Genomic DNA, 20,929 nt, shown 5'->3' with positions numbered 1-20,929 from the left:
TATTACTCCATTTTTTCAGGAGTTTTTACTTTTTGTTCTTTCTTAAAAATAGGAATTAAATACGAAATAGAATAGCCCCAACCGACACCAAAATCACTTCCTTCATAAGTTCGGTGAAAACCGGGAACGTATAAATTTGCAAAGTTGGAAGGAGAAGAACCGCCAAAAGAACGTTTTATTTGTGCGTGAATTCCTAAAAATAAATTATTTAGTACTTCGGTTTTTAGCCCTATTTGTAGTTCTACCCAATGTTGTGTGAGTCCGCTAAACTCTGTTTGCGGACTTCTAATTTCTTGTTCAAAATACCCATCGGTTGTGTACACTTTATACCGATTAAGCGTTTGTGTAAAACTGGAAAAGCCATACCGAATTCCTGCATAGATTTCGTTTTGCATATCCAACCAGTTATGGTATGTATTATAATTAGCACCAATTTTTACATAGCTTCCTTTTGTATTAGCATCAATATAAGGTTCGGTGTAAGAATAATCTTCGTTACCAATTTCTGCAGCAACGTAAATTCTTTTGTAAAGTCTGTAATCTCCAACGAGTTCAAAACCGGTATAATCTTTATCTAATAAACTGCGTACAGGCTTTGCTATGTCTACCCCAAAACGAATGCCATACTTGTCCTTAAAAGTAACCGAATCTTTTTGCGGACTTGTTTTTTTTATTTGATTATTTTCTTGAGCGAAAGCAAAATTGCCAAAACCCAGTAAAAAACTAATGGTAAATAAATAGGTGAACAGTGTTTTCATCAACAATATTGTTTTCAGCAATAGTTATAGACTCAATCCAATTTGCAGTTTCATCATCAGAAATTAAGCTGCCTTGCAATTCGTAAAATTCAGTTTTGTAACTACACGCTCGACTAACAAAAATTTCATCGGTAGCATAAGAAAATTGAATTTGATCTTTATTACGATCCGGATTTCCAGAACCGTTTACAATTTCACTATTTAAGGTGAAATAATAATTGGTAAAATTCTGATTATTGCGAAGCGGAATTATAGCAATGGTATCAGAAATTGGTTCATCATAAAAATAATCAGTTTTATTTTCTTCTCGTATATTCAAATTAGTAACCGCTTTCGGAATTGAAGGATTTTCTATATCACGAAAACTAATGACTAAATTTGGAGTAGTTTGTGTAGTTTCCGGGCAAATGTCGTCTCGTTGACAACTTCCACCCAAAAAAATACAAAGCAGGATTATTAAATATTTTTTCATTATTATAATCTTATATGATTATCATAAAATTACCAATCATTTGAGTTATCATTTTTCATATAATCTTCATAAGATTTAGAAAGATTATTCATTTCATCATTCACTAATTTAATTTTATTTGTCCCATAATTTTCATAGTACCTAAATTCATCAGGTATTATTGTTATTTTAGAAGCTCCATCTTTAACTTTTATTTTTATTATAGCAAAAACATTATTATAAATTGTTTTCATATTTTCACCATAAGTAGTTTCTAAAAGAAAATATTTACCAGTTATATTTCCGGTTTCTTTGTCTGAAAACTGTATCACAGACTCAGCATCATTAAAGTTTTCTACCATCCAATTATTGGCTTTTACATATAGCTCATTTTTACTTCCTTTAACTTCAAATGATTTCTCTAATGAATCAATATTTGATGTTTTTTGAGTATAACACGAAAACAATAATAAAATAGGTAATATTAATAAAAGCTTTTTCATAAAAAATGTTTTAAAAATTAATTCTTGTAATTTGAATTAAATGAAAATTTATTTAACCTCTTCTTAAATCAAGCCTAACCACATTTTCTACGTGATGAGTTTGCGGGAACATATCTACCGGTTGTACTTTGGTAACTTTATAATGTTCATCTAACAAAGCTAAATCGCGTGCTTGTGTGGCAGAATTACAACTTACGTAAACAATTCTTTCCGGCAAAATACGAATTATTTGTGCAACTACATCTTTGTGCATACCATCACGTGGCGGGTCGGTAATAATTACATCTGGATGCCCGTGCTGATTAATAAAATCTTGCGTAAAAACCTTTTTCATATCACCGGCAAAAAACTCAGTATTTTGAATATTGTTATGTTCAGCGTTTTTCTTGGCATCTTCAATCGCTTCAGGAACGGCCTCTACACCAATTACTTTTTTGGCTTTTTTAGCAACAAATTGAGCAATAGTTCCGGTTCCGGTGTATAAATCGTAAACTAATTCTTCGCCGGTTAATTCAGCGAAATTTCTGGTGATTTTATATAATTCGTATGCTTGTTCAGAATTGGTTTGGTAAAAAGATTTGGCGTTTATTTTAAATTTTAAGCCTTCCATTTCTTCAAAAATATGATCGCGTCCTTTGTAGCAAATCACTTCTTGATCGTAAATCGTGTCGTTTCCTTTTTCATTAACCACATATTGTAACGAAGTAATTTCAGGAAAACTTTCGGCAACAAAATCTAATAATAATTCACGTTTGGCTTTATCTTCATAGAAAAACTGAATCAACACCATAATTTCTCCCGTAGAAGAGGTGCGAATCATTAGCGTTCTTAATAAACCTTCTTGATTTCGAGCGTTAAAAAACGGAATATCATTATTGGTAGCAAAATCGCGCACTTCATTTCTAATCGCGTTACTCGGATCTTCCTGTAAATGGCATTTTTTGATGTTCAAAATTTTATCCCACATTCCCGGAATATGAAAACCTAGCGCGTTTTTGTCTTCAATTTCTTCACCGCTATTAATCTCATTTAAGGTCAGCCAGCGACTATCGCTAAAGGAAAATTCCATTTTATTTCTGTAAAAATAAATGTCTTTACTTCCTAAAATAGGAGTAGTTTCGGGTAATTCTATTTTTCCTAAACGCTTCAAGTTGTTTTCAATTTCATCTTGTTTATACTGAAGTTGATATTTATAATCCATATTCTGCCATTTGCAACCTCCACAAGTTCCAAAATGCTCGCAAACCGGTTCTGTACGTTTGTCTGAATAGCTTACAAAATTTACGGCAGAACCTTTGTAATAGGATTTTCTTTTCTGAAAAGTTTGGATATCTGCTACATCACCAGGAACGGCGTTATCTACAAAAATTACACGTCCGTCTGGTGCGGTTGCAATTGCTTTTCCTTTTGCACCTGCACCGGTTATTTCTATCGCTTCAAAGCGTTTCTTTTTATTTTTTCTTGCCATAGCGCAAAAGTAACAAGATTTATGAATCTGAAGTTTAGAATCTATCAAACATTTCTTATTTTGCAGGCTAAATGTTTTGCGGGTGATTTCTCTCCCTTAAGAAGGAATCGATCAAGTTAAATTGAAAAGAAAACAAAAAAATGTCAGTACCAACAATTAAATCTTCAGCAGAAGCAATTAAAATTGAAGAACAATTTGGAGCCCATAACTATCATCCACTACCAGCAGTATTAAGTAGAGGAGAAGGTGTATTTATGTGGGATGTAGAAGGAAAAAAATATTATGATTTTTTAGCGGCGTATTCTGCGGTAAATCAGGGACATTCGCATCCTAAAATTGTTGATGCCATGATTGATCAAGCAAAAACATTAAGCTTGACTTCTCGTGCTTTTTACAATGATATTTTAGGGAAATACGAAAAATTTGCAACCGAATATTTTGGTTTCGATAAGTTATTGCCAATGAATACAGGTGCAGAAGCTGTAGAAACGGCTATTAAAATCTGTAGAAAGTGGGCTTATGAAAAGAAAGGAGTTAAAGAAAGAGATGCGCAAATAATTGTTGCTGAAAATAATTTTCACGGAAGAACAACTACTATTATTTCGTTTAGTAATGATGAGGAAGCGCGTAAAGACTTTGGACCTTATACGCCAGGATTTATAAAAATTCCTTACGATGATACCGATGCTTTAGAAAAAGCCTTAAATGAAAATGATAATATTGCTGGATTTTTAGTAGAACCAATTCAAGGAGAAGCCGGAGTTTATGTTCCTACTGAAGGGTATTTACGCAAAGCAAAAGAATTGTGTAAAAAGCATAATGTTCTTTTTATTGCAGATGAAATTCAGTCAGGAATTGCAAGAACAGGAAAATTATTAGCTGTAGATCACGAAGATGTAAAACCAGATATGATTACCTTAGGAAAAGCTTTATCTGGCGGTGTTTATCCAGTTTCTGCCGTACTGGCAAATGATGAGGTGATGAATGTGATAAAACCAGGACAACACGGTTCTACTTTTGGAGGAAATCCTGTAGCTTGTGCAGTGGCCATTGCAGCTTTAGAAGTAATTCGTGATGAAAAGCTTGCTGAAAATTCTTTAAAACTGGGAGAATTGTTTAGAAGTGAAATGAATAAATACATTGAGACTTCTTCTGTGGTGAGTAAAGTACGCGGTAAAGGCTTAATGAATGCAATTATCATTAACGATTCTGAAGACAGTTCTACTGCTTGGGATATCTGTATGGCGCTAAAAGAAAATGGTTTGTTAGCAAAACCAACACACGGAAATATCATCCGTTTTACGCCTCCTCTGGTAATTACTGAAGAACAGATAATGGATTGTGTTTCTATTATTACCAAAACATTAGATCAGTTTAAAGATAAAATCTAAGCTTGAAAAATAGATGTAAAAAAAGCCGATGAATTTTTTCATCGGTTTTTTTATTTGCATATCCCTGCATAAAATTATATAGTTCAAATTTTATGAGGAGAAAGGTTGTTTTCTAGTTTAGTTTTTTGCTGTGCTTAGTACTTTTTAAAATTTCAATTTATTAGGATCTTGTCGTGAATCAAAAAGCCTTACTATTTCGAGTTTTCCTGTTTTTTCTCTATAATAAAGTGTGCTCTGTTTTGAAATTACACTTTTTCTTATTTGAAGATCTTCATTAATTACTGGGAATATCTTTGAGTCTTTAATTATCAAATTAATATTATCATCGACTTTGTTAATGAATCTATTGACTATTCTGTCATCCCAATTTAGTTGTAAGTAATTTAATATTGATTCAAAATCATTCTCAGCAGAAGGAGACCAAATTACTTCTTTAAGCATCTGTATATCGTTTTCTAATATCAGACATTACTTTTTTATGTTCTCTGCCTTCTCCTTTATCAAGTTGTTCAATACCAAGTTTAATAGCATTTTGTTGCTCTTGAGTCAGATTTTTCCAATCATCAAGTTCATTCTTTCCGTTAATATAATTCAACACTATACCATAAGCTTCTTCTAATCGATTTCCTTTTAAAGAATCTAATTTTCTAAATAGGTCTATTTTTATTTCTGCTGAATTCATAATTAAATATTTATAGTAAAGATAATCATAAAAGATTCACTTTTACAGTTACCTCGTTGTATTTTTTGCATTAAGTACAGCGTGTTTCTTTAAGTTTGTAAAGAATATTTCACTATAGAAAAAGAGAAGAATTATAACGTGTTTTAGAGTTATAAGCCCTAATACCTAAAATCTAAAGGTTGCATTTATTTGTTGAAATTAAGTTTAATGAAGAGAAAAGTTATTTTCTAGTTTAGTTTTTTGTTACTCAATGTATTTAATATTCAATTTAGATCAAATCCTAAATTTAATTGTAGCATAATTGGCCATATATTTCCATTTCCATTCGTATCAATATAATATTGAGGTCCAACATCAAAAAGTAAATGAAAATTTTTTCCGTATTTTCTCTGAATTCCCCAAGTTGGTCCAAATGCAAAATCAAAGTCAGAAGTTCGATTAACATTTTCGGCTATTGAATTTCCACGAGTGATTAACCTAAAAGACACATAATTTCCAGAATTATTTTCTGTATTTAATGTTTTTACATTTCTCTTATTTAGGTTATAAAACCATTTTTGTTGTAAATCAAGAAATGGACTGATAATATAAATAAATCCATTTCCGGCAGAAGTCAAATCAGGATATCCACCACCATAACCAATTCCGAGAGCTGAAGAAAACGTAGAGTATTGTCCAGTCGGAATTTCCAATTCAATTGCTGGATTTAAGAAATTTATACGCCAAATTTTTTCTGTTTTAATTTCGTTATTTTCTTGCGCGTAATTTACTGAAGTTAAAAGTCCAAAAACTAAAATCAATAGGCTTTTCTTCATTTGCTTTTTGTTATGCGTAATGTTTGTTAAAAATATTGGATAATTATTTATGTCAAAACGTTAATAAGTGTGACAAGACAAATTCATGTTTTGTATGCAGGTTATGAATTGATATTAAATCAATTATTCCTCAGGAAAAACAATGCTTTCATAAGCGCCGGCATCGGGATTATTTCCGCGAGGATTGCCAAGAATATCTACTTGCGTTGCAGTTGAAGGATTTCCTAAACCATTAGCAGGAGATTCTTCGCTGATAAAAAGTTCGTTTTCTTCTGTATTTAAGAAAAGTGGTTCTTCGTTTAAAACTACATTTTCAAAAAGTGAAGCATCTTCAAAATCATATAATGGATTATCATCAAATTGATTTTGGAAATCATTGAAACGAATTAAGCAATTTTCAAATTTGTAATTAAAACTAGCGTCTTCAACTTTATTAAAAAGAAGTTCTAAATTTTCATTTCCGTAGATAATGCAATTGTAGAAATTGGCTTCAATTAAATCAGCTACAAAAAGTGTTTCGGCAGTTTCTAAATTATTTTCAATTAGAACAGAAGGGAAGTTTCTAAATCCGTTTCGCCAATAATTCGCAAACGTACAATTGGTGAAATTATATTTTCCGCCAAGCGAAAGGTTTAACGAAGCTTGTCCGCTATTGTTAATGGCTAAATTTTCACCAACTACATTTCCTGTTCTTGCTAATAAACCAACATTAGAGCTATTATAAATTTGCGTGTTTGTTACGGTTAAAGTAGGATTAGCAGTACCGTCGTTAGAATCCATTAAAATTCCGACAGTTGCATTTTTAATTGTTGCGTGATTAATAATGTTATTAGTGCTTCCTTCGGTTAACCAAATGGCAAACCATTGGCCGGGAACATCACTAAAACCGGGTTCTAAGCGGTCGCCTTCAAAAATAACTTCGTTTTCCTGGTTTTCTGTTGCGCTTACTTCACCATTTACGTGAAGCGAAGCATCTTCAGCAACTATAATTCCGCTTTCTTCGTGGAAATGAACTCTTGCACCGGCCTCTATGTTTAAGGTTTTGCCGGAAGGAACTGCCGCTAAACCATAAATTACATAAGGTTTTTGATTAGTGAAATTTAATTCAGAATCGTCTAAGAAAAATCCTTTTTCGGTTATGGCGTTTCCATCTTCATCGTAACCGAAAATTAATTCTTCGGTTGTGCCGTCATCAAATAATTCAGGGTAAAGAAATATAGCATCTTGAATTAAAGTGACTAACTCTACTTTTTGTTGATTGCTTCCGCTGTCAAATTCAATAGCATCAGTGTATAAAAACTCAGTTTCGGTTGAAGTTAAATCTTCAATATTATTAGTGGTTTCTACAAAAATATAAATGCTGTCTTTGGCTAGGATATCTACATTTTCAAAACTTTTTCCGGGAACGCCATCTACATTTAATCGGTAATTTGAAGATTCGCCTCGGCCTAATTTAATAGTAGGGATGGTAATATCTTCGTCACTATTATTATGAACGGTTAAATTGTAGGTGCTCGAACCAATATTACTAAAAACAGTGTCTAGATAAACAGTGTCTTTAGAAAATTCTAGTTTACCGGAACTGGGTTCGGTTTCAAAATCTTTTCGGCAAGAACCTAATAAAAGTACAAAACCAACAATTAAAAATCCGTATAAATATTTCATTTTACTTCAATTATTTTTCTATAATTTTCACTTCAAAAAGCTTATCCCAATGTTTTCCGGTAACGTATAATTTTTTTGTGGTTGAATTATAGGCAACTCCATTTAATACATCGTTTCCAGGATTCAGTTTTTCTTTATTGCCTAAATTATCTCGTAATCCTCTAAAATCAATTAATCCATCTATTGCACCCGTTTTTGGATTTATAATTGCAATACCATCTTTTTGCCAAGTGTTTGCATATATTTTACCTTCAACCCATTCTAACTCATTCAATTTTGTAGGTAAAGATTTGTGGGTAACCGGCTGGATAAAACTTTTCTCCTCAAGTGTTTCGGCATCTAAAATCCAAATTTTTTCGGTGCCGTCACTTTTATATAACTTTTCTCCGTCGTTACATAATCCCCAACCTTCTTTACTCTCATTGTAAGCAAAAGAAGTTAGTTTTTCTAAGGTATTAACGTCATAAACAAAGCCTTTATTATTTTGCCAGGTAAGTTGATATAGTTTTTGATTTAAAATAGTAATGCCTTCCCCAAAATATTGATAGTCTAGGTTAGTTTTTTCTAAAACTTCACCAGTTTTAAAATCAACTTTTCTAATGCTAGATTCACCTCTTGTTCCTGTACCTTCATAAAGTGTATCCTTATAAAATTCTAAACCTTGTGTAAATGCAGCAGGATCGTGCGGATAGGTATTTACAATTTCGTAGGTATAAACTTTTGGTGCATTTTCGGCATGTAAAATCACCTCTTTTTGTAGTGTTTCTTCTTCGCCATCGGTATAGATTGTTGCGCTAAACTGATTTCTTCCCAAAGGTTTTTCTAATTGAATTTTTTTGGCCTTATTATTTTTTGAAGTTGTAATTTTTTGATTGGCATAAAAATAGGCTACAGAATCTATCGTTTGATTTTCTGTGTTGGTAATTTGCACTTCAAAAGCTTTTTTAGCCTGAATATTTTCTTGTTTTGAAGTGATTTTCAATGAAAATGAAGAATTTTCTGAAGCATTTTCATCATTACAAGCTAGTACTGTTAAGCTCAAAATAAAGAGCATCAATAAGTTATAAAATCTCATTTTTTATTCGGTTTTATAAATGGCTAATTTAGGTAATTCCATTTAAAAAAAGCTTGTAAAAAAAGAATAACATTGTATATTTGCAGCGGCAAGTCCCACACAACCAGCTCCTGTTGAATCCCCCAGGGCGGGAACGCAGCAAGGGTAAACGGTCGTAGCGGTGTGATGTGGGTAGCTTGCCTTTTTTTATTTCCTTTAGTTTCATAATCCATTTTCAGCTTTCTTATAAATAATCGATATTTGCCGCTTAACTCAGCAAATTTATGTCGAAAGTAGTTTTAATAACAGGCGCATCTTCCGGAATTGGAAAATCTATTGCAGAATTTTTAGTTGATAAAGGCTATGTGGTTTACGGAACCAGTAGAAATCCCAAAAAACCTCTGGTTAATGGAGTGAATTTTGTGGCTTTAGATGTTACCAAAACCGAAACAATTGAAAAAGCAGTAGCTGAAATTATTACCAAGGAAAACAAAATTGACTACTTGATAAATAATGCCGGAATGGGAATTACCGGTCCTATTGAAGAAACTCCAGACGAAGAAATTAAGCGCGTTTTTGAAACTAATTATTTTGGAGTGATAAAAGTTATAAAAGCGGTGTTGCCGGTTATGCGAAAAAACAACGGTGGTTTTATCATCAATATCACGTCTATTGCTGGTTATATGGGTTTACCATACCGCGGAATTTATTCAGCTACAAAAGGAGCTTTAGAGTTAACAACCGAAGCTTTTAGAATGGAAGTGAAGGGCTTTAATATAAAAATGACCAATATAGCGCCGGGTGATTTTGCAACCAATATTGCTGCTGGGCGTTACCATTCGCCAATTATAGAGAATTCTCCCTACGAAAAAAAATACCGCAATACATTAGAATTAATGGATAAGCATGTTGATAAAGGGAAAGATCCTATTATTATGGCAGAAAAAGTTTATGCGGTAATGCAGGAGAAAAATCCGACTATTCATTATAAAGTAGGAGAGTTTATTCAGAAATTTTCTATTGCATTAAAACATATTTTACCTGATAAAGTTTATGAAAAAATGTTGATGAAACATTATAAACTGTAATTTTGTACTACAACAAATTTAAAAGAGATCTCATGAAATTTTTTATTGATACTGCAAATTTAGATCAGATTAAAGAAGCGCAAGATTTAGGCGTTTTAGATGGTGTAACTACCAATCCTTCTCTTATGGCAAAAGAAGGAATTACCGGTAAAGAGAACATCATTAATCACTACAAAAAAATATGCGACATTGTAGATGGCGATGTTAGTGCAGAAGTAATCGCAACTACTTTTGACGATATGGTTAAAGAAGGTGAAGAACTTGCTAAATTACACGATCAAATTATTGTAAAAGTTCCGATGATTAAAGATGGTATAAAGGCAATAAAATATTTTAGCGATAAAGGAATTAAAACTAATTGCACCTTGGTTTTTTCTGCTGGGCAAGCACTTTTGGCAGCAAAAGCTGGTGCTACTTATGTTTCTCCTTTTATAGGTAGATTAGATGATATCTCTACTGATGGCTTAAATTTAATTGCAGAAATAAGACAAATTTATAATAACTATGGTTTTACAACCGAAATTTTAGCAGCTTCTGTAAGACACACCATGCACGTGATTGATTGCGCAAAAATTGGTGCCGATGTTATGACAGGACCTTTAAGTTCTATAGAAGGATTGCTGAAACACCCCTTAACTGATATTGGTTTAGAGAAATTCTTAGCAGATTATAAAAAAGGAAATCAGTAAAAACCTGGTTGAATAGTAATAAAAAACCTTTTTGATTTTGTCAAAAAGGTTTTTTTATTGATTAAGAAATTCTAGAATTTGTTGTTCTAAATTTGCATCATTAAACTCTACTTGACCTTGAGTAAGAACTCCGTTTTCATCAACAAAAAATAATTTGCTTAGGTAATTTCTGTAATAAGAAGTTTCTATATCTCGGTCTCTTATTTGATACTCAAAACGCTGATCGTAATCAAAATTATCGATTGTTTTTTTCCAAAGCACAGTTTCTCCTTGGTCAATATTAACACCTATAAAATCAATATCTGGATAGCGGTTTCTTAACTCGTTTATTTTTTCGTGTTGAACTTTATGATGATCTTTAGAATACATGGACCAAGTAAATAAAATACTAGGTTTATTGATTACTTGTTGAAAAGTGATTTTTTCTAAAGCACTATTTACAATTTTTTTATCGGTAATACTGGTACCTACAAAATATGATTGTTGAATTTCAGCAAGCATCTGCAATTCTCTGTAACGATCTTTTGGTAAATCAAAAGTATTTATCAATTCCAGACTAGCAGTTATTTGGGCTTCATTTTCTGAAAAAATAATTTCCTTACGAGCAAACCGACTTATAAATCTATATTTTAATCGGTCTAAAGTAAAAATAGAATCAGCTATTTTTAAGCGTCTTTCTAAGTTTTTTAAATTGTTTAGGCTGTAACAATCTCTCTCTAATTCTTTTTCTATACAATATTCTATACTTCTGTTTTTTAGGTAATTATCTAAAAAACGTTGGTAAGTGTAATTATTTTGTAATTCTTGATCGTTAAAATCAACATTTTTTCTGTAGTCAAAAAAATCTTCAGGAAATTCATTTTGATAATCTCGCAAATATTTATTGACTAAAAAAGAATAGCGCTCACGTAAATCGTAATATTCATATTGAATAATTTTATCGGCGAGGTTTTTAAAATCATTAGAAAAAGAATTTTTACTCTCTAAATTTTCGAGGCGCTCTGTTCTAATTTTTTTGATGGAATCTGTTTTTTTAGCAAAATCTTTTGGATCGATTTTATAGTATGAAAAAATTAAGTCATTATTTTTTTCATTCAATAAATACATCTCCATCAAAAAATTATTTTTATCCGCTCCTTCTGCACTGTACATTAAAGATTCATCAAATTCAACTGTATTTACGCGAAGCATTAAACTATCGCCTTCTTCAAGATAAAAAAGTTGACTCTCCGGAGAGTGTCTAAAAGTAAAAAGTCCATTACTACCTTCAGGAAAGTTGTAAGAAAAAGTGCCATCTTCAGCTAAAAAAATAGTATCTAATAATTGATCGCCTTGATAAATGGTTATAAAGTCTTCTACAGGATTAACAACCTGACCGCCAATAAAAGTCTGTTGCTTTTCTTCTTCATTTTTACAAGCGGTTGCAAAAATTAACAAAAAAAGTAAGCCAAAAATTTTATAGTTATATACCTGCTTTAGTATCAATTATTTACTTTTTTTAGCAATTTATTTCAAACAAATATAGATGAAGGCTACTGTCGCCGCTGTTAATTGGACGTTAAAACAAAAAGATGAAAAGTTAATGTTTCTTTGAATCACTTAAAATCCCTACTTTTGCAGAAATTTAAGACAAACTATGTTATCAGTATCTAATCTATCTGTTCAGTTCGGTAAACGTGTACTTTTTGATGAAGTAAATACCACATTTACACAAGGAAATTGTTACGGAATTATTGGCGCCAATGGAGCCGGAAAATCTACTTTTTTAAAAATTTTATCTAGAAAAATAGAGCCAACTTCCGGAAATGTACATTTAGAACCCGGCAAACGTATGTCGGTTTTAGAGCAAAACCACAATCTTTATGACGAATACCCGGTGCTAGAAACTGTGTTACGCGGTAATAAACCATTTTTTGAGGTTAAATCTGAAATGGATGCACTTTATGCAGATTATTCCGATGAAAATGCTGATAGAATAGGGGAGTTGCAAGTTATTTTTGAAGAAATGAACGGTTGGAATGCCGAGAGCGATGCCGCTTCTTTACTTTCTAATTTAGGAATAAAAGAAGATTTGCACTACTCATTAATGAAAGATCTTGATGGTAAGCAAAAGGTACGTATACTTTTAGCACAAGCCTTGTTCGGTAATCCTGATGTGTTAATTATGGATGAGCCTACCAACGATTTGGATTATGAAACCATTTCTTGGTTAGAATATTTCTTGGCAAATTACGATAATACAGTAATTGTAGTTTCGCACGACCGTCACTTTTTAGATGCTGTTTGTACCCATATTTCTGATATTGATTTTGGGAAAATTAACCATTTTAGCGGTAATTACTCATTTTGGTATGAATCTTCTCAGCTAGCAGCAAGACAACGTGCACAGCAGAACAAAAAAGCCGAAGAAAAGAAAAAAGAATTACAAGAATTTATTCAGCGTTTTAGTGCAAACGTGGCAAAATCTAAGCAAGCCACCTCGCGTAAAAAAATGATTGATAAATTAAACATTGAAGAAATAAAACCTTCAAGTAGAAGATATCCTGCAATTATTTTTGAGCGTGAACGCGAAGCGGGCGATCAAATTTTAAACATAGAAAATTTAGCAGCATCCTTAGATGGAGAAGTGCTTTTTAGCAATATTAACCTCAATTTAGCTAAAGGAGATAAAGTGGTTGTTTTCTCTAGAGATTCTAGAGCAACTACTGCTTTTTATGAAATTATCAATGGAAAAGAAAAGGCAAAAGCTGGAGAATATCAGTGGGGGATTACCACTAATCAATCATATTTACCTTTAGATAACGCTTCTTATTTCAGCAGAGATTTAAGTTTAGTAGATTGGTTACGCCAATACGCAAAAACTGAAGAAGAACGCGAAGAAGTTTACATCAGAGGTTTCTTAGGGAAAATGCTATTTAGTGGAGAAGAAGCTTTAAAAACTGCAGATGTGCTTTCTGGAGGAGAAAAAGTACGTTGTATGTTAAGTAGAATGATGATGCAACGCGCTAACGTTTTAATGTTAGATGAACCTACGAATCACTTAGACTTAGAATCTATTACAGCTTTCAATAATTCATTAAAAAACTTTAAAGGAACGGTTTTATTTACTACACACGATCACGAGTTTTCACAAACCGTAGCTAATCGCGTGGTAGAATTAACCCCAAATGGTGTTATTGATCGTTATTTGAGTTTCGATGAATATATGAGCGATAAAAAAGTAAAAGAACAACGCGAAAAAATGTATGCGGTAAACGCTTAATTTTTTTATTGTATTAAATTTCAAAAACCTTTCTATGTATGTAGAAAGGTTTTTCTATTTTTAGACTCAAAATTTTTCAAAATGAGTCACCTAAAAAAAGGAAGTAAAAAATTATTGAATGCTTGGGCGTTTTACGATTGGGCAAATTCAGTATATAGCTTAGTAATTTCTTCAGCAATTTTTCCTATTTTTTATGGTGCGTTAACCATTGTAAAGAAAGATGGAAAAATAGTAGATGACACGGTAACTTTTTTAGGAGTAGATTTTAATAATGACACCCTAATTAGTTACGTTACCGGAATTGCTTTTTTAGTAGTTTCATTTTTGAGCCTATTTTTAAGCGGAATTTCAGATTATATCGGCAATAAAAAAGGCTTTATGAAATTTTTCTGCTATATGGGTGCTGTTTCTTGTATAGGTCTTTTTTGGTTTAATCTAGATTATCTCTGGTTGGGGTTACTATGTTATTTTTTAGCCTTAATAGGTTTTTGGGGGAGCATTGTTTTTTATAATTCTTATTTACCAGATATTGCTTATAAAGATCAACAAGACCGTATTAGCGCAAAAGGTTATTCGTTAGGTTACATTGGTAGTGTTCTTTTATTGCTTATTTGCTTGGCGATGATTTTAATGCACAAAACTTTTGGATTTGAAAATGAAGATTTTCCAACCCGATTATCTTTTATTTTAACCGGAGTTTGGTGGATTGGTTTTAGTCAATATACCTATTATTATCTGCCACGAGGAAATAACAGAAAGCAAAAACTCACTCGAAATATTCTTTTCAATGGATTTAAAGAATTAAAAAAAATAAGCTTAAAAATTAGAGAAAATAAAAGTTTGCGTCGGTATTTATATGCTTTTTTTCTTTACAGCATGGCAGTACAAACTATTATGTTAATCGCCACTTATTTTGGAATTGAAGAGCTCGATTGGGGAGAGCAAGACGCTACTACAGGTTTAATCGTTAGTATTTTATTAATTCAACTTGTGGCAGTTTTAGGAGCATTTTTAACATCAAGAATTTCAGAACGTATTGGGAATATAAAAACCTTAATAGGGATAAATTTTATTTGGATTGCAATTTGTATTTATGCTTATTTTATAACAACACCATTTCAATTTTATGGCGCTGCAGCAAGTGTAGGTTTAGTAATGGGTGGTATTCAGTCATTATCACGTTCTACTTACGCAAAATTTATTCCAGATGAAGCAATTGATACGGCTTCTTACTTCAGTTTTTATGATGTTGCTGAAAAAATAGGAATTGTAATAGGTATGTTTTCATATGGCTTAGTAGCACAACTAACCGGTAGTATCCGCTATTCTATTTTATTTCTTGTGCTATTTTTCTTTCTAGGAGTTTTGTTACTTTTTCGGGTACCCAAATCAAAGTTTTGATTTAGAATATTTTGTTTAAGTTTGTGAAAGTTATAAAAATGATATTATGAGAAAAAACCTGCTTTTAAATTTAGTAATCGTATGCCTAAGTGTTTTGGGTTTACAAAGTTGTGATAATGAACCTTATGAAGGGGCAATAGGAGGCGAGATACCTGGTTTAGAGTCAAATTTTCAAGTAGATATTGATGGTGAAACCTTTGTAGCAGATCAAGCAAATGCAACTACTACAAACGGAATTACTACAATTGTTGGTATAAAAAACAATGGAGAAACTGTTTCATTAACCCTTCAAGGAAGCGGCACCGGAAGTTATGACTTAGAGCAAGGAAGTTTAGGTTCTTATATAGTTTCTCCTACCGAAGCAGCCTATTTAAGTTCAGAAGGAGAAGAAAGCGGAAGCGTAAACATAGAGACTTATAATCTTGAGCAAATGTTTACTACAGGAACTTTTTCATTTTCAGCAACAAGAATTTTAGAGCCTGCTGAAGGGGAAGAGCCCGTAGTAGAAACTGTAGAGTTGACCAACGGGATTTTCACAAACATTCCGTTAACTTCAGATGTCGATCCTACACCAACAAATGCAATATTTGAAGTTGAATTAGATGGAGAGCTTTTTACTTCAGATAATGCTCAGGCAAATATCACTGATGACGGACTAGAAATAGCCGGTACAAATGGAAACGCGCAATTTGCTATTCAAATTTTTGATCCAGCTGTTGGATCATTTGATATAGGCGGAAGTAATTCTGAAGGTGTAATTATATATAATCCTGATTCTACAGATGAAAACGGATCTATTTACAGCTCAATTGAAGGAACACTTACGATCTCTGAAATTGACATGCAAAATAATACGGTATCGGGTGTTTTTGAAGGAGTTTTAGAAGAGGCAACAGGACAAACGGCGGATATAGAAATGACTTTAGGAGTTTTTGAAAACATTCCGCTAAGTACAATGCAAGATACAGATTTTGCGAATGCTAAAATAGATGGCGAAGATTTTACTGCAAATATTTTCCCGGTTGTTTTTCAAGGGAGTAATGTAATTGTAACTTTCGATAATAATTTAAACGAGAGTATTGGTTTGCAATTCCCTGATGATGTTTCTACAGGAACATATCCAATTACAGATTCTCCTTCCAATTATTCTGCTACATATATAGTAAATGACAACGGAACAGATGTAGTTTACGGTTCGTTAGCAGGAACTGGAGAGATAGAAATTACTTCGGTACAAAATGATATAGTAGAAGGAACGTTTAGCTTTGATGCTGAAAATGATTCTGGCGATACAGTAACTGTTACTGAAGGCCAATTTAGCATTGATATTAGTTTTTAACTTTCAACTTATTGAATATATAAAAAGCGCCTTCTAAATTTAGAAGGCGCTTTTTTTTATTCATCAAAAACAGCTTTTATCAGCGTTTTTATACCTTTGAACATACATAGAATGGCGCCAATACAAGCTAATATTCCTAAAATTAATACCGCAATATACAGTGGATGTTCTTTGTTATTAAAAGCACTGAATAAAACGGAAGGACCGATTAGAATAAGTGGTAAAGCTCCAGCTAAATATTGAATTCCTTTATATAATAAAGCTTTATTAGTTCTTTTCATTCTGAATTGCTTTTATGGCAGCACGAACACTTTTGTGTTTTTCTAAATTTTCTTGCGCTTCATTTTTACTTACAAAGGTAGCTTGGCAGATCATATTAATACCGCGTTCAACCAATTTTTTATTACTAAGTTGCATATCTACCATTCGGTTTCCTTGCACTCTTCCTAATTGTATCATAGCGGTAGTAGTGAGCATATTTAATACCATCTTTTGAGCTGTTCCGGCTTTCATTCTAGAACTCCCGGTAACAAATTCTGGTCCTACCTTAACTTCAATAGGGAAATCCGCTGTTATTGCTAAGGGGCTGTTGGGATTGCAGGTTATACAGCCGGTTAAAATATCATGTTGTTTACAAGCTTCTAAGCCACCGATAACATAAGGAGTTGTACCTGAAGCAGCAATACCTACCACGATATCTTCTTTATTAATTTGATGAGTTGATAAATCTTCCCAAGCTTGGGTTTTACTATCTTCTGCAAATTCGACGGCATCACGGATAGCTTTATCTCCTCCTGCAATAATACCAATAACTAAATCTTTAGAAACACCAAAAGTGGGCGGGCATTCACTGGCGTCTAAAATACCTAAGCGTCCGCTGGTTCCTGCACCGATATAAAATAATCTTCCGCCGTTTTTTAATTTTTCTGATACTTTTTCGGTGAGATTTTTTATTTGGGGAATACTTTTTTCTACTGCTTTAGGTACTGTTTGGTCTTCTTTATTTATTGATTTTAAAATGGTATGGATAGACATTTTATCCAATTCATCGTAATTAGATTCTTTTTCTGTTACTTTAATGAAATCTTTTTTCATATTATTCTGGTTGAATCGTATATGTAGTTGTGTATTCTTGTGAAATTCTAAAATAACCTAAAGGAAAATTATCTGGATTACTTACATTTTTTATATTTCCACGAATTGTTGCAGGTGGAGTTCCAAATGGATTTCCGCCACCATCTGTTTGATCTAACAAAATAGAAATATAATTATTGAATCGTTCACTAATTCCTTGAATGCTTATAGTGACTTGATCGCCAACTTCAAATTCATCGGCGTAAAATGTAGAAACTTGATTTCCGTTGATTAATTCATCATCAGAATTATCTAACACACGTCCGTTTCTTTCTGAATTAAATTCAAAATAATAGAAATTTTCTTCATCTTCAGGATCTGTAAAATAGGCTTTTATGCTTGTTAAATCCGGATCAAAGCTTTCTCCAGTTGCTTGCTCTACATAATCAAAAGGAACGGTAGGTTCTAATTGCGTTGTTGCTTCGTATTGTTCTCCTTCAACTTCAATGAAAAGGATATAATCTTGATTATAAATCATGGGTAAAGAAGTCGAGTAATATCCTGAATTGTCATCAATTTCTTCTAAAAGAAAAGTTTGATCGTTTACCTCTACCGTTATTTCGGCTCCGCTAACGTTTGGAGGTAACTCATTATTGAAATAAGGAAAAGTTTTGGTCAACTTTACTTCTATAAAAGCTTCTTCTTGATCCTCTAATTGTATAGCTGTTGCTTCTATAACTAGTTTTGGTTCACCTTCTTCTAAGTCAATAGAAATAACATCTTCACAAGACCAGAGAGCACATAGACTAAATAAAAGAATAACTATTTTTTTCATGTTTTAAAACTTAAAGTTATACGTTATTGCTGGAATTATCCCGAAAATAGATAATCTAGTCGCTTCATTTATTCCAGTATCATCATTTGCTGCAAAATTAATTGAAGCAGCATTTTTACGATTATAAACATTATAAATACTAAAAATCCATTCACCTTTCCAAGATCGGTTTTTATTTTTCTTAGGAGTTAAAGTTGCCGAGAGATCTAAGTGATGAAAACTTGGTAAGCGATTGCTGTTTCGAGCTCCGTAATTGGGAACAGAAATAGCGTTGTAAATATATTGACTATTAGGGAAAGTAGAAGGTCTCCCGGTTTGGTAAACAAAATTACCACTAAAGCGCCATTTATCAGAAAACTCGTAATTAGCGGTTATTGAAATATCATGACGTTTATCCCAGCCGGTATTGTACCAATTTCCGTTATTTATACCGGTTTCAACAGGTGTTCTTCCCGGTGTTTTTTGTTCACTTTTCGATAAGGTATAAGCAATCCATCCGGTAAATTTTCCTAAATTTTTACGGAATAAAATTTCTAATCCGTATGCGCGTGATTCACCAGCAAGTATGACCTGCTCAATTGCATCGTTGGCAATTAAATCGGCTCCATTTACGTAATCTAATCTATTTTGAATGGTTTTATAAAATACCTCTGTTTCTAGATTAAAAGCATTTTTTTTGAACTTTTTGAAATATCCTAAGGCAAATTGATCGGCTTTTTGCGGATCTATATATTTTCCGCTTGGCGCCCAAACATCAAGTGGAGTAGGGGCGTCTGTGTTTGAAATTAAATGTAAATATTGGTTAATGCGTTGATAACTTGCTTTTATGGCTGTGTTTTCTGATAATTGATATGAGGCGGATAAACGTGGCTCGAGGTTAACGAATGATTCAGTAATTTTTGAATGTGAATTTTTTTCGGTTCCTATTACTGGTGCTTTTTCATAGATCTGAAGCTCTTCGTTAAATAAAAGCGGATTATCATCTTCGTAAATGTTTTGTTCTTCTTGTCCTAATCTGTAAAAACTATTTAAGCGTAAACCATAAGAAACGCTAAACTGATCTGTTAAGCTCTGTTCTGCGCTGAGGTAAAAAGAATTTTCCCAAGCATATTTTTTAATGAGTTGTTTAGAGACAATTCCAGAATTTTCCCTCGATGGACTTATTTCGCCGGGATTAAAGGTGTAATAAGCAGCATCTAACCCATAATTAAGTTTAATGTCTTCGTTTAAATAATGATCAAAATCATATCGTAAAGAATAATCTCTGAGTCCGCTATTCCAATTAAAACCAATAAAATCAATTGTTAAGCCAAAATAATAATCAGAAAATGAAGCATATAAATCAGCATTAATATCTTGAGAAAATTGATGATTCCAATTTATACTCGCCATCCCATTTCCGTAATTATTTTTAAAGCTTTCATTGATGTTAAAAATATCACGTCCAAAATATCCTGAAAAAGAAAGTGTGTTATTTTCATTCAGAATAAAATTGAATTTAGTATTTAAATCATAAAAATAAGCTGAGTTAGGGTTATCAGTTAATTTTAAAAATAAATGAGCATAAGAAGTTCTTCCGGCAACTAAAAAAGAGCTTTTATTTTTTTGAATTGGTCCTTCTAATAAAAGCCGACTGCTCACTACACCAATGCCTCCATTTGCATGAAATTTATTTAAGTCTCCAGTTTTTTGTTGAATAGTTAAAACAGAGGAAGCACGACCACCATATTTTGAAGGAATTCCACCTTTATAGAGATCTAACGAGCGAACAGCATCTGGATTAAATACAGAGAAAAAACCAAATAAATGAGAATCGTTAAAAAGAGTAGCTTCATCTAATAAAACCAAATTTTGATCTCCTGCGCCACCTCTAACATTAAAACCGGAAGCGCCTTCACCACTATTGCTGACTCCGGGCAGAAGCAAAATTGACTTAATAACATCACTTTCACCTAAGACCGTAGGTATTCTCTTTATATCAGCACTTGTTAAACTATTTACACTCATTTGAGGCGTTTTTAGATCAATAGTATTTTTAGACTGAGTAATGACCACTTGATCTAAACTTTCTGAAGATTGTTCTAAAACAATCTGAATATTTTTATCGGTAGTTAATATAATTTCTTCTTGATAACTTTGATAGCCTAGAAGTGAAATAGAAATTGTGTACGTGTCGGGTGGAAGTTTAATTTCAAAAAAACCTTTATCGTTGGTAAAAGTTCCTTTATTGGTATTTAGGAGTAAAATATTGGCACCAAATATGGGTTCGTTAGTTTCTTTATCTAAAATGGTTCCGCTTAAGCTTAGCGTGTTTTGTGAAAAACAAGGTATTATCGATAAAAGAAAAAAACTCCAAAATGAAATAGCTTTTAGCTTTTGCATTTTTTGAGATAAAGATACCTTTTTAATGTGTAACCAAAAACCTGGTTGCTATCATAAAATTTTTATAATTTT

20 protein-coding genes and 1 other RNA gene are annotated in these 20,929 nt (G+C 32.4%); 7 read left to right on the top strand and 14 right to left on the bottom strand.

Features of this window, described 5'->3' with window-relative positions; all coding sequences use genetic code 11:
- Positions 1-2: 2 nt before the first annotated feature.
- The 4 genes from D9R05_RS02405 to rlmD are packed head-to-tail and all read right to left on the bottom strand — an operon-like array spanning position 3 to position 3,180.
- Positions 3-758, bottom strand: coding sequence for a DUF6048 family protein (locus tag D9R05_RS02405; RefSeq protein WP_121665612.1), 756 nt, complete (start codon positions 756-758; stop codon positions 3-5).
- Positions 724-1,230: a DUF6452 family protein gene (locus D9R05_RS02400; protein ID WP_162984873.1), complete on the bottom strand. Its 507-nt coding sequence runs from the start codon at positions 1,228-1,230 to the stop codon at positions 724-726. The genes D9R05_RS02405 and D9R05_RS02400 overlap by 35 nt, the downstream gene beginning before the upstream one ends.
- Before the next feature lie 29 nt (positions 1,231-1,259).
- Positions 1,260-1,712, bottom strand: a complete 453-nt coding sequence (locus tag D9R05_RS02395) for a DUF4468 domain-containing protein (RefSeq protein ID WP_121665610.1) — start codon at positions 1,710-1,712, stop codon at positions 1,260-1,262.
- 52 nt (positions 1,713-1,764) lie between these two features.
- A complete protein-coding gene (gene rlmD, locus D9R05_RS02390; RefSeq protein ID WP_121665827.1) occupies positions 1,765-3,180 on the bottom strand; it encodes a 23S rRNA (uracil(1939)-C(5))-methyltransferase RlmD in 1,416 nt (471 codons plus the stop codon).
- A gap of 140 nt (positions 3,181-3,320) precedes the next feature.
- On the opposite strand from rlmD, the gene rocD reads away from it, so the two are divergent.
- The gene (gene rocD, locus D9R05_RS02385; RefSeq protein WP_121665609.1) at positions 3,321-4,571 is read left to right on the top strand and encodes an ornithine--oxo-acid transaminase; all 1,251 of its coding nucleotides are present in this window, start codon (positions 3,321-3,323) and stop codon (positions 4,569-4,571) included.
- Between the two features lie 144 nt (positions 4,572-4,715).
- Here rocD and D9R05_RS02380 read toward each other — a convergent pair whose 3' ends face one another.
- The 5 genes from D9R05_RS02380 to D9R05_RS02360 all read right to left on the bottom strand — a co-directional run bounded on the left by D9R05_RS02380 (position 4,716) and on the right by D9R05_RS02360 (position 8,808).
- The gene (locus tag D9R05_RS02380; protein WP_121665608.1) at positions 4,716-5,012 is read right to left on the bottom strand and encodes a type II toxin-antitoxin system RelE/ParE family toxin; all 297 of its coding nucleotides are present in this window, start codon (positions 5,010-5,012) and stop codon (positions 4,716-4,718) included.
- The gene (locus D9R05_RS02375) at positions 5,005-5,253 is read right to left on the bottom strand and encodes a hypothetical protein (RefSeq protein WP_121665607.1); all 249 of its coding nucleotides are present in this window, start codon (positions 5,251-5,253) and stop codon (positions 5,005-5,007) included. Before D9R05_RS02375 ends, D9R05_RS02380 begins: the two co-directional genes overlap by 8 nt.
- Positions 5,254-5,516: 263 nt before the next feature.
- A complete protein-coding gene (locus D9R05_RS02370) occupies positions 5,517-6,068 on the bottom strand; it encodes a hypothetical protein (RefSeq protein ID WP_121665606.1) in 552 nt (183 codons plus the stop codon).
- A 123-nt stretch (positions 6,069-6,191) separates the two neighbouring features.
- The gene (locus D9R05_RS02365) at positions 6,192-7,733 is read right to left on the bottom strand and encodes a hypothetical protein (protein ID WP_121665605.1); all 1,542 of its coding nucleotides are present in this window, start codon (positions 7,731-7,733) and stop codon (positions 6,192-6,194) included.
- Between the two features lie 10 nt (positions 7,734-7,743).
- A complete protein-coding gene (locus tag D9R05_RS02360; RefSeq protein WP_121665604.1) occupies positions 7,744-8,808 on the bottom strand; it encodes a glutaminyl-peptide cyclotransferase in 1,065 nt (354 codons plus the stop codon).
- A gap of 86 nt (positions 8,809-8,894) precedes the next feature.
- On the opposite strand from D9R05_RS02360, the gene ffs reads away from it, so the two are divergent.
- The 3 genes from ffs (at position 8,895) to fsa (ending at position 10,564) form a co-directional block, all read left to right on the top strand.
- An RNA gene (ffs, locus tag D9R05_RS02355) (signal recognition particle sRNA small type) lies at positions 8,895-8,993 on the top strand.
- Between the two features lie 78 nt (positions 8,994-9,071).
- A complete protein-coding gene (locus D9R05_RS02350; protein ID WP_121665603.1) occupies positions 9,072-9,875 on the top strand; it encodes an SDR family oxidoreductase in 804 nt (267 codons plus the stop codon).
- A gap of 32 nt (positions 9,876-9,907) precedes the next feature.
- Complete coding sequence (gene fsa / locus D9R05_RS02345; protein WP_121665602.1) at positions 9,908-10,564, top strand: fructose-6-phosphate aldolase; 657 nt, start codon at positions 9,908-9,910, stop codon at positions 10,562-10,564.
- A gap of 54 nt (positions 10,565-10,618) precedes the next feature.
- On the opposite strand, the gene D9R05_RS02340 is transcribed toward fsa, so the two are convergent.
- Positions 10,619-12,049, bottom strand: a complete 1,431-nt coding sequence (locus D9R05_RS02340; protein ID WP_121665601.1) for a TlpA family protein disulfide reductase — start codon at positions 12,047-12,049, stop codon at positions 10,619-10,621.
- 151 nt (positions 12,050-12,200) lie between these two features.
- On the opposite strand from D9R05_RS02340, the gene D9R05_RS02335 reads away from it, so the two are divergent.
- The 3 genes from D9R05_RS02335 to D9R05_RS02325 all read left to right on the top strand — a co-directional run bounded on the left by D9R05_RS02335 (position 12,201) and on the right by D9R05_RS02325 (position 16,566).
- A complete protein-coding gene (locus D9R05_RS02335) occupies positions 12,201-13,826 on the top strand; it encodes an ABC-F family ATP-binding cassette domain-containing protein (protein WP_121665600.1) in 1,626 nt (541 codons plus the stop codon).
- Positions 13,827-13,907: 81 nt separating this feature from the next.
- Positions 13,908-15,227 (top strand): MFS transporter, encoded by a 1,320-nt coding sequence (locus D9R05_RS02330; RefSeq protein WP_121665599.1) that lies wholly within the window; start codon positions 13,908-13,910, stop codon positions 15,225-15,227.
- A 46-nt stretch (positions 15,228-15,273) separates the two neighbouring features.
- Positions 15,274-16,566, top strand: coding sequence for a DUF6252 family protein (locus D9R05_RS02325; RefSeq protein ID WP_121665598.1), 1,293 nt, complete (start codon positions 15,274-15,276; stop codon positions 16,564-16,566).
- 56 nt (positions 16,567-16,622) lie between these two features.
- Here the strand turns inward: D9R05_RS02325 and D9R05_RS02320 are convergent, their stop codons facing one another.
- Genes D9R05_RS02320 through D9R05_RS02305 form a run of 4 tightly spaced genes read right to left on the bottom strand, consistent with a single transcriptional unit; the run spans position 16,623 to position 20,857 of the window.
- Complete coding sequence (locus D9R05_RS02320; protein WP_121665597.1) at positions 16,623-16,847, bottom strand: DUF6095 family protein; 225 nt, start codon at positions 16,845-16,847, stop codon at positions 16,623-16,625.
- Positions 16,834-17,661, bottom strand: coding sequence for an N-acetylmuramic acid 6-phosphate etherase (murQ, locus tag D9R05_RS02315; protein WP_121665596.1), 828 nt, complete (start codon positions 17,659-17,661; stop codon positions 16,834-16,836). The genes D9R05_RS02320 and murQ overlap by 14 nt, the downstream gene beginning before the upstream one ends.
- A 1-nt stretch (position 17,662) precedes the next feature.
- Positions 17,663-18,475: a DUF4249 domain-containing protein gene (locus D9R05_RS02310; protein WP_121665595.1), complete on the bottom strand. Its 813-nt coding sequence runs from the start codon at positions 18,473-18,475 to the stop codon at positions 17,663-17,665.
- Between the two features lie 3 nt (positions 18,476-18,478).
- Positions 18,479-20,857 carry a TonB-dependent receptor gene (locus D9R05_RS02305; RefSeq protein WP_121665594.1) on the bottom strand — a complete coding sequence of 793 codons (2,379 nt, stop codon included), beginning with the start codon at positions 20,855-20,857 and terminating at the stop codon, positions 18,479-18,481.
- Positions 20,858-20,929: the final 72 nt, after the last annotated feature.

This window comes from Mesonia aquimarina, from assembly GCF_003667275.1.
Classification (GTDB): domain Bacteria; phylum Bacteroidota; class Bacteroidia; order Flavobacteriales; family Flavobacteriaceae; genus Mesonia; species Mesonia aquimarina.
The sequence above is the reverse complement of the archived record's forward strand: the minus strand, read 5'-3'. Positions and strand labels throughout refer to the sequence as shown.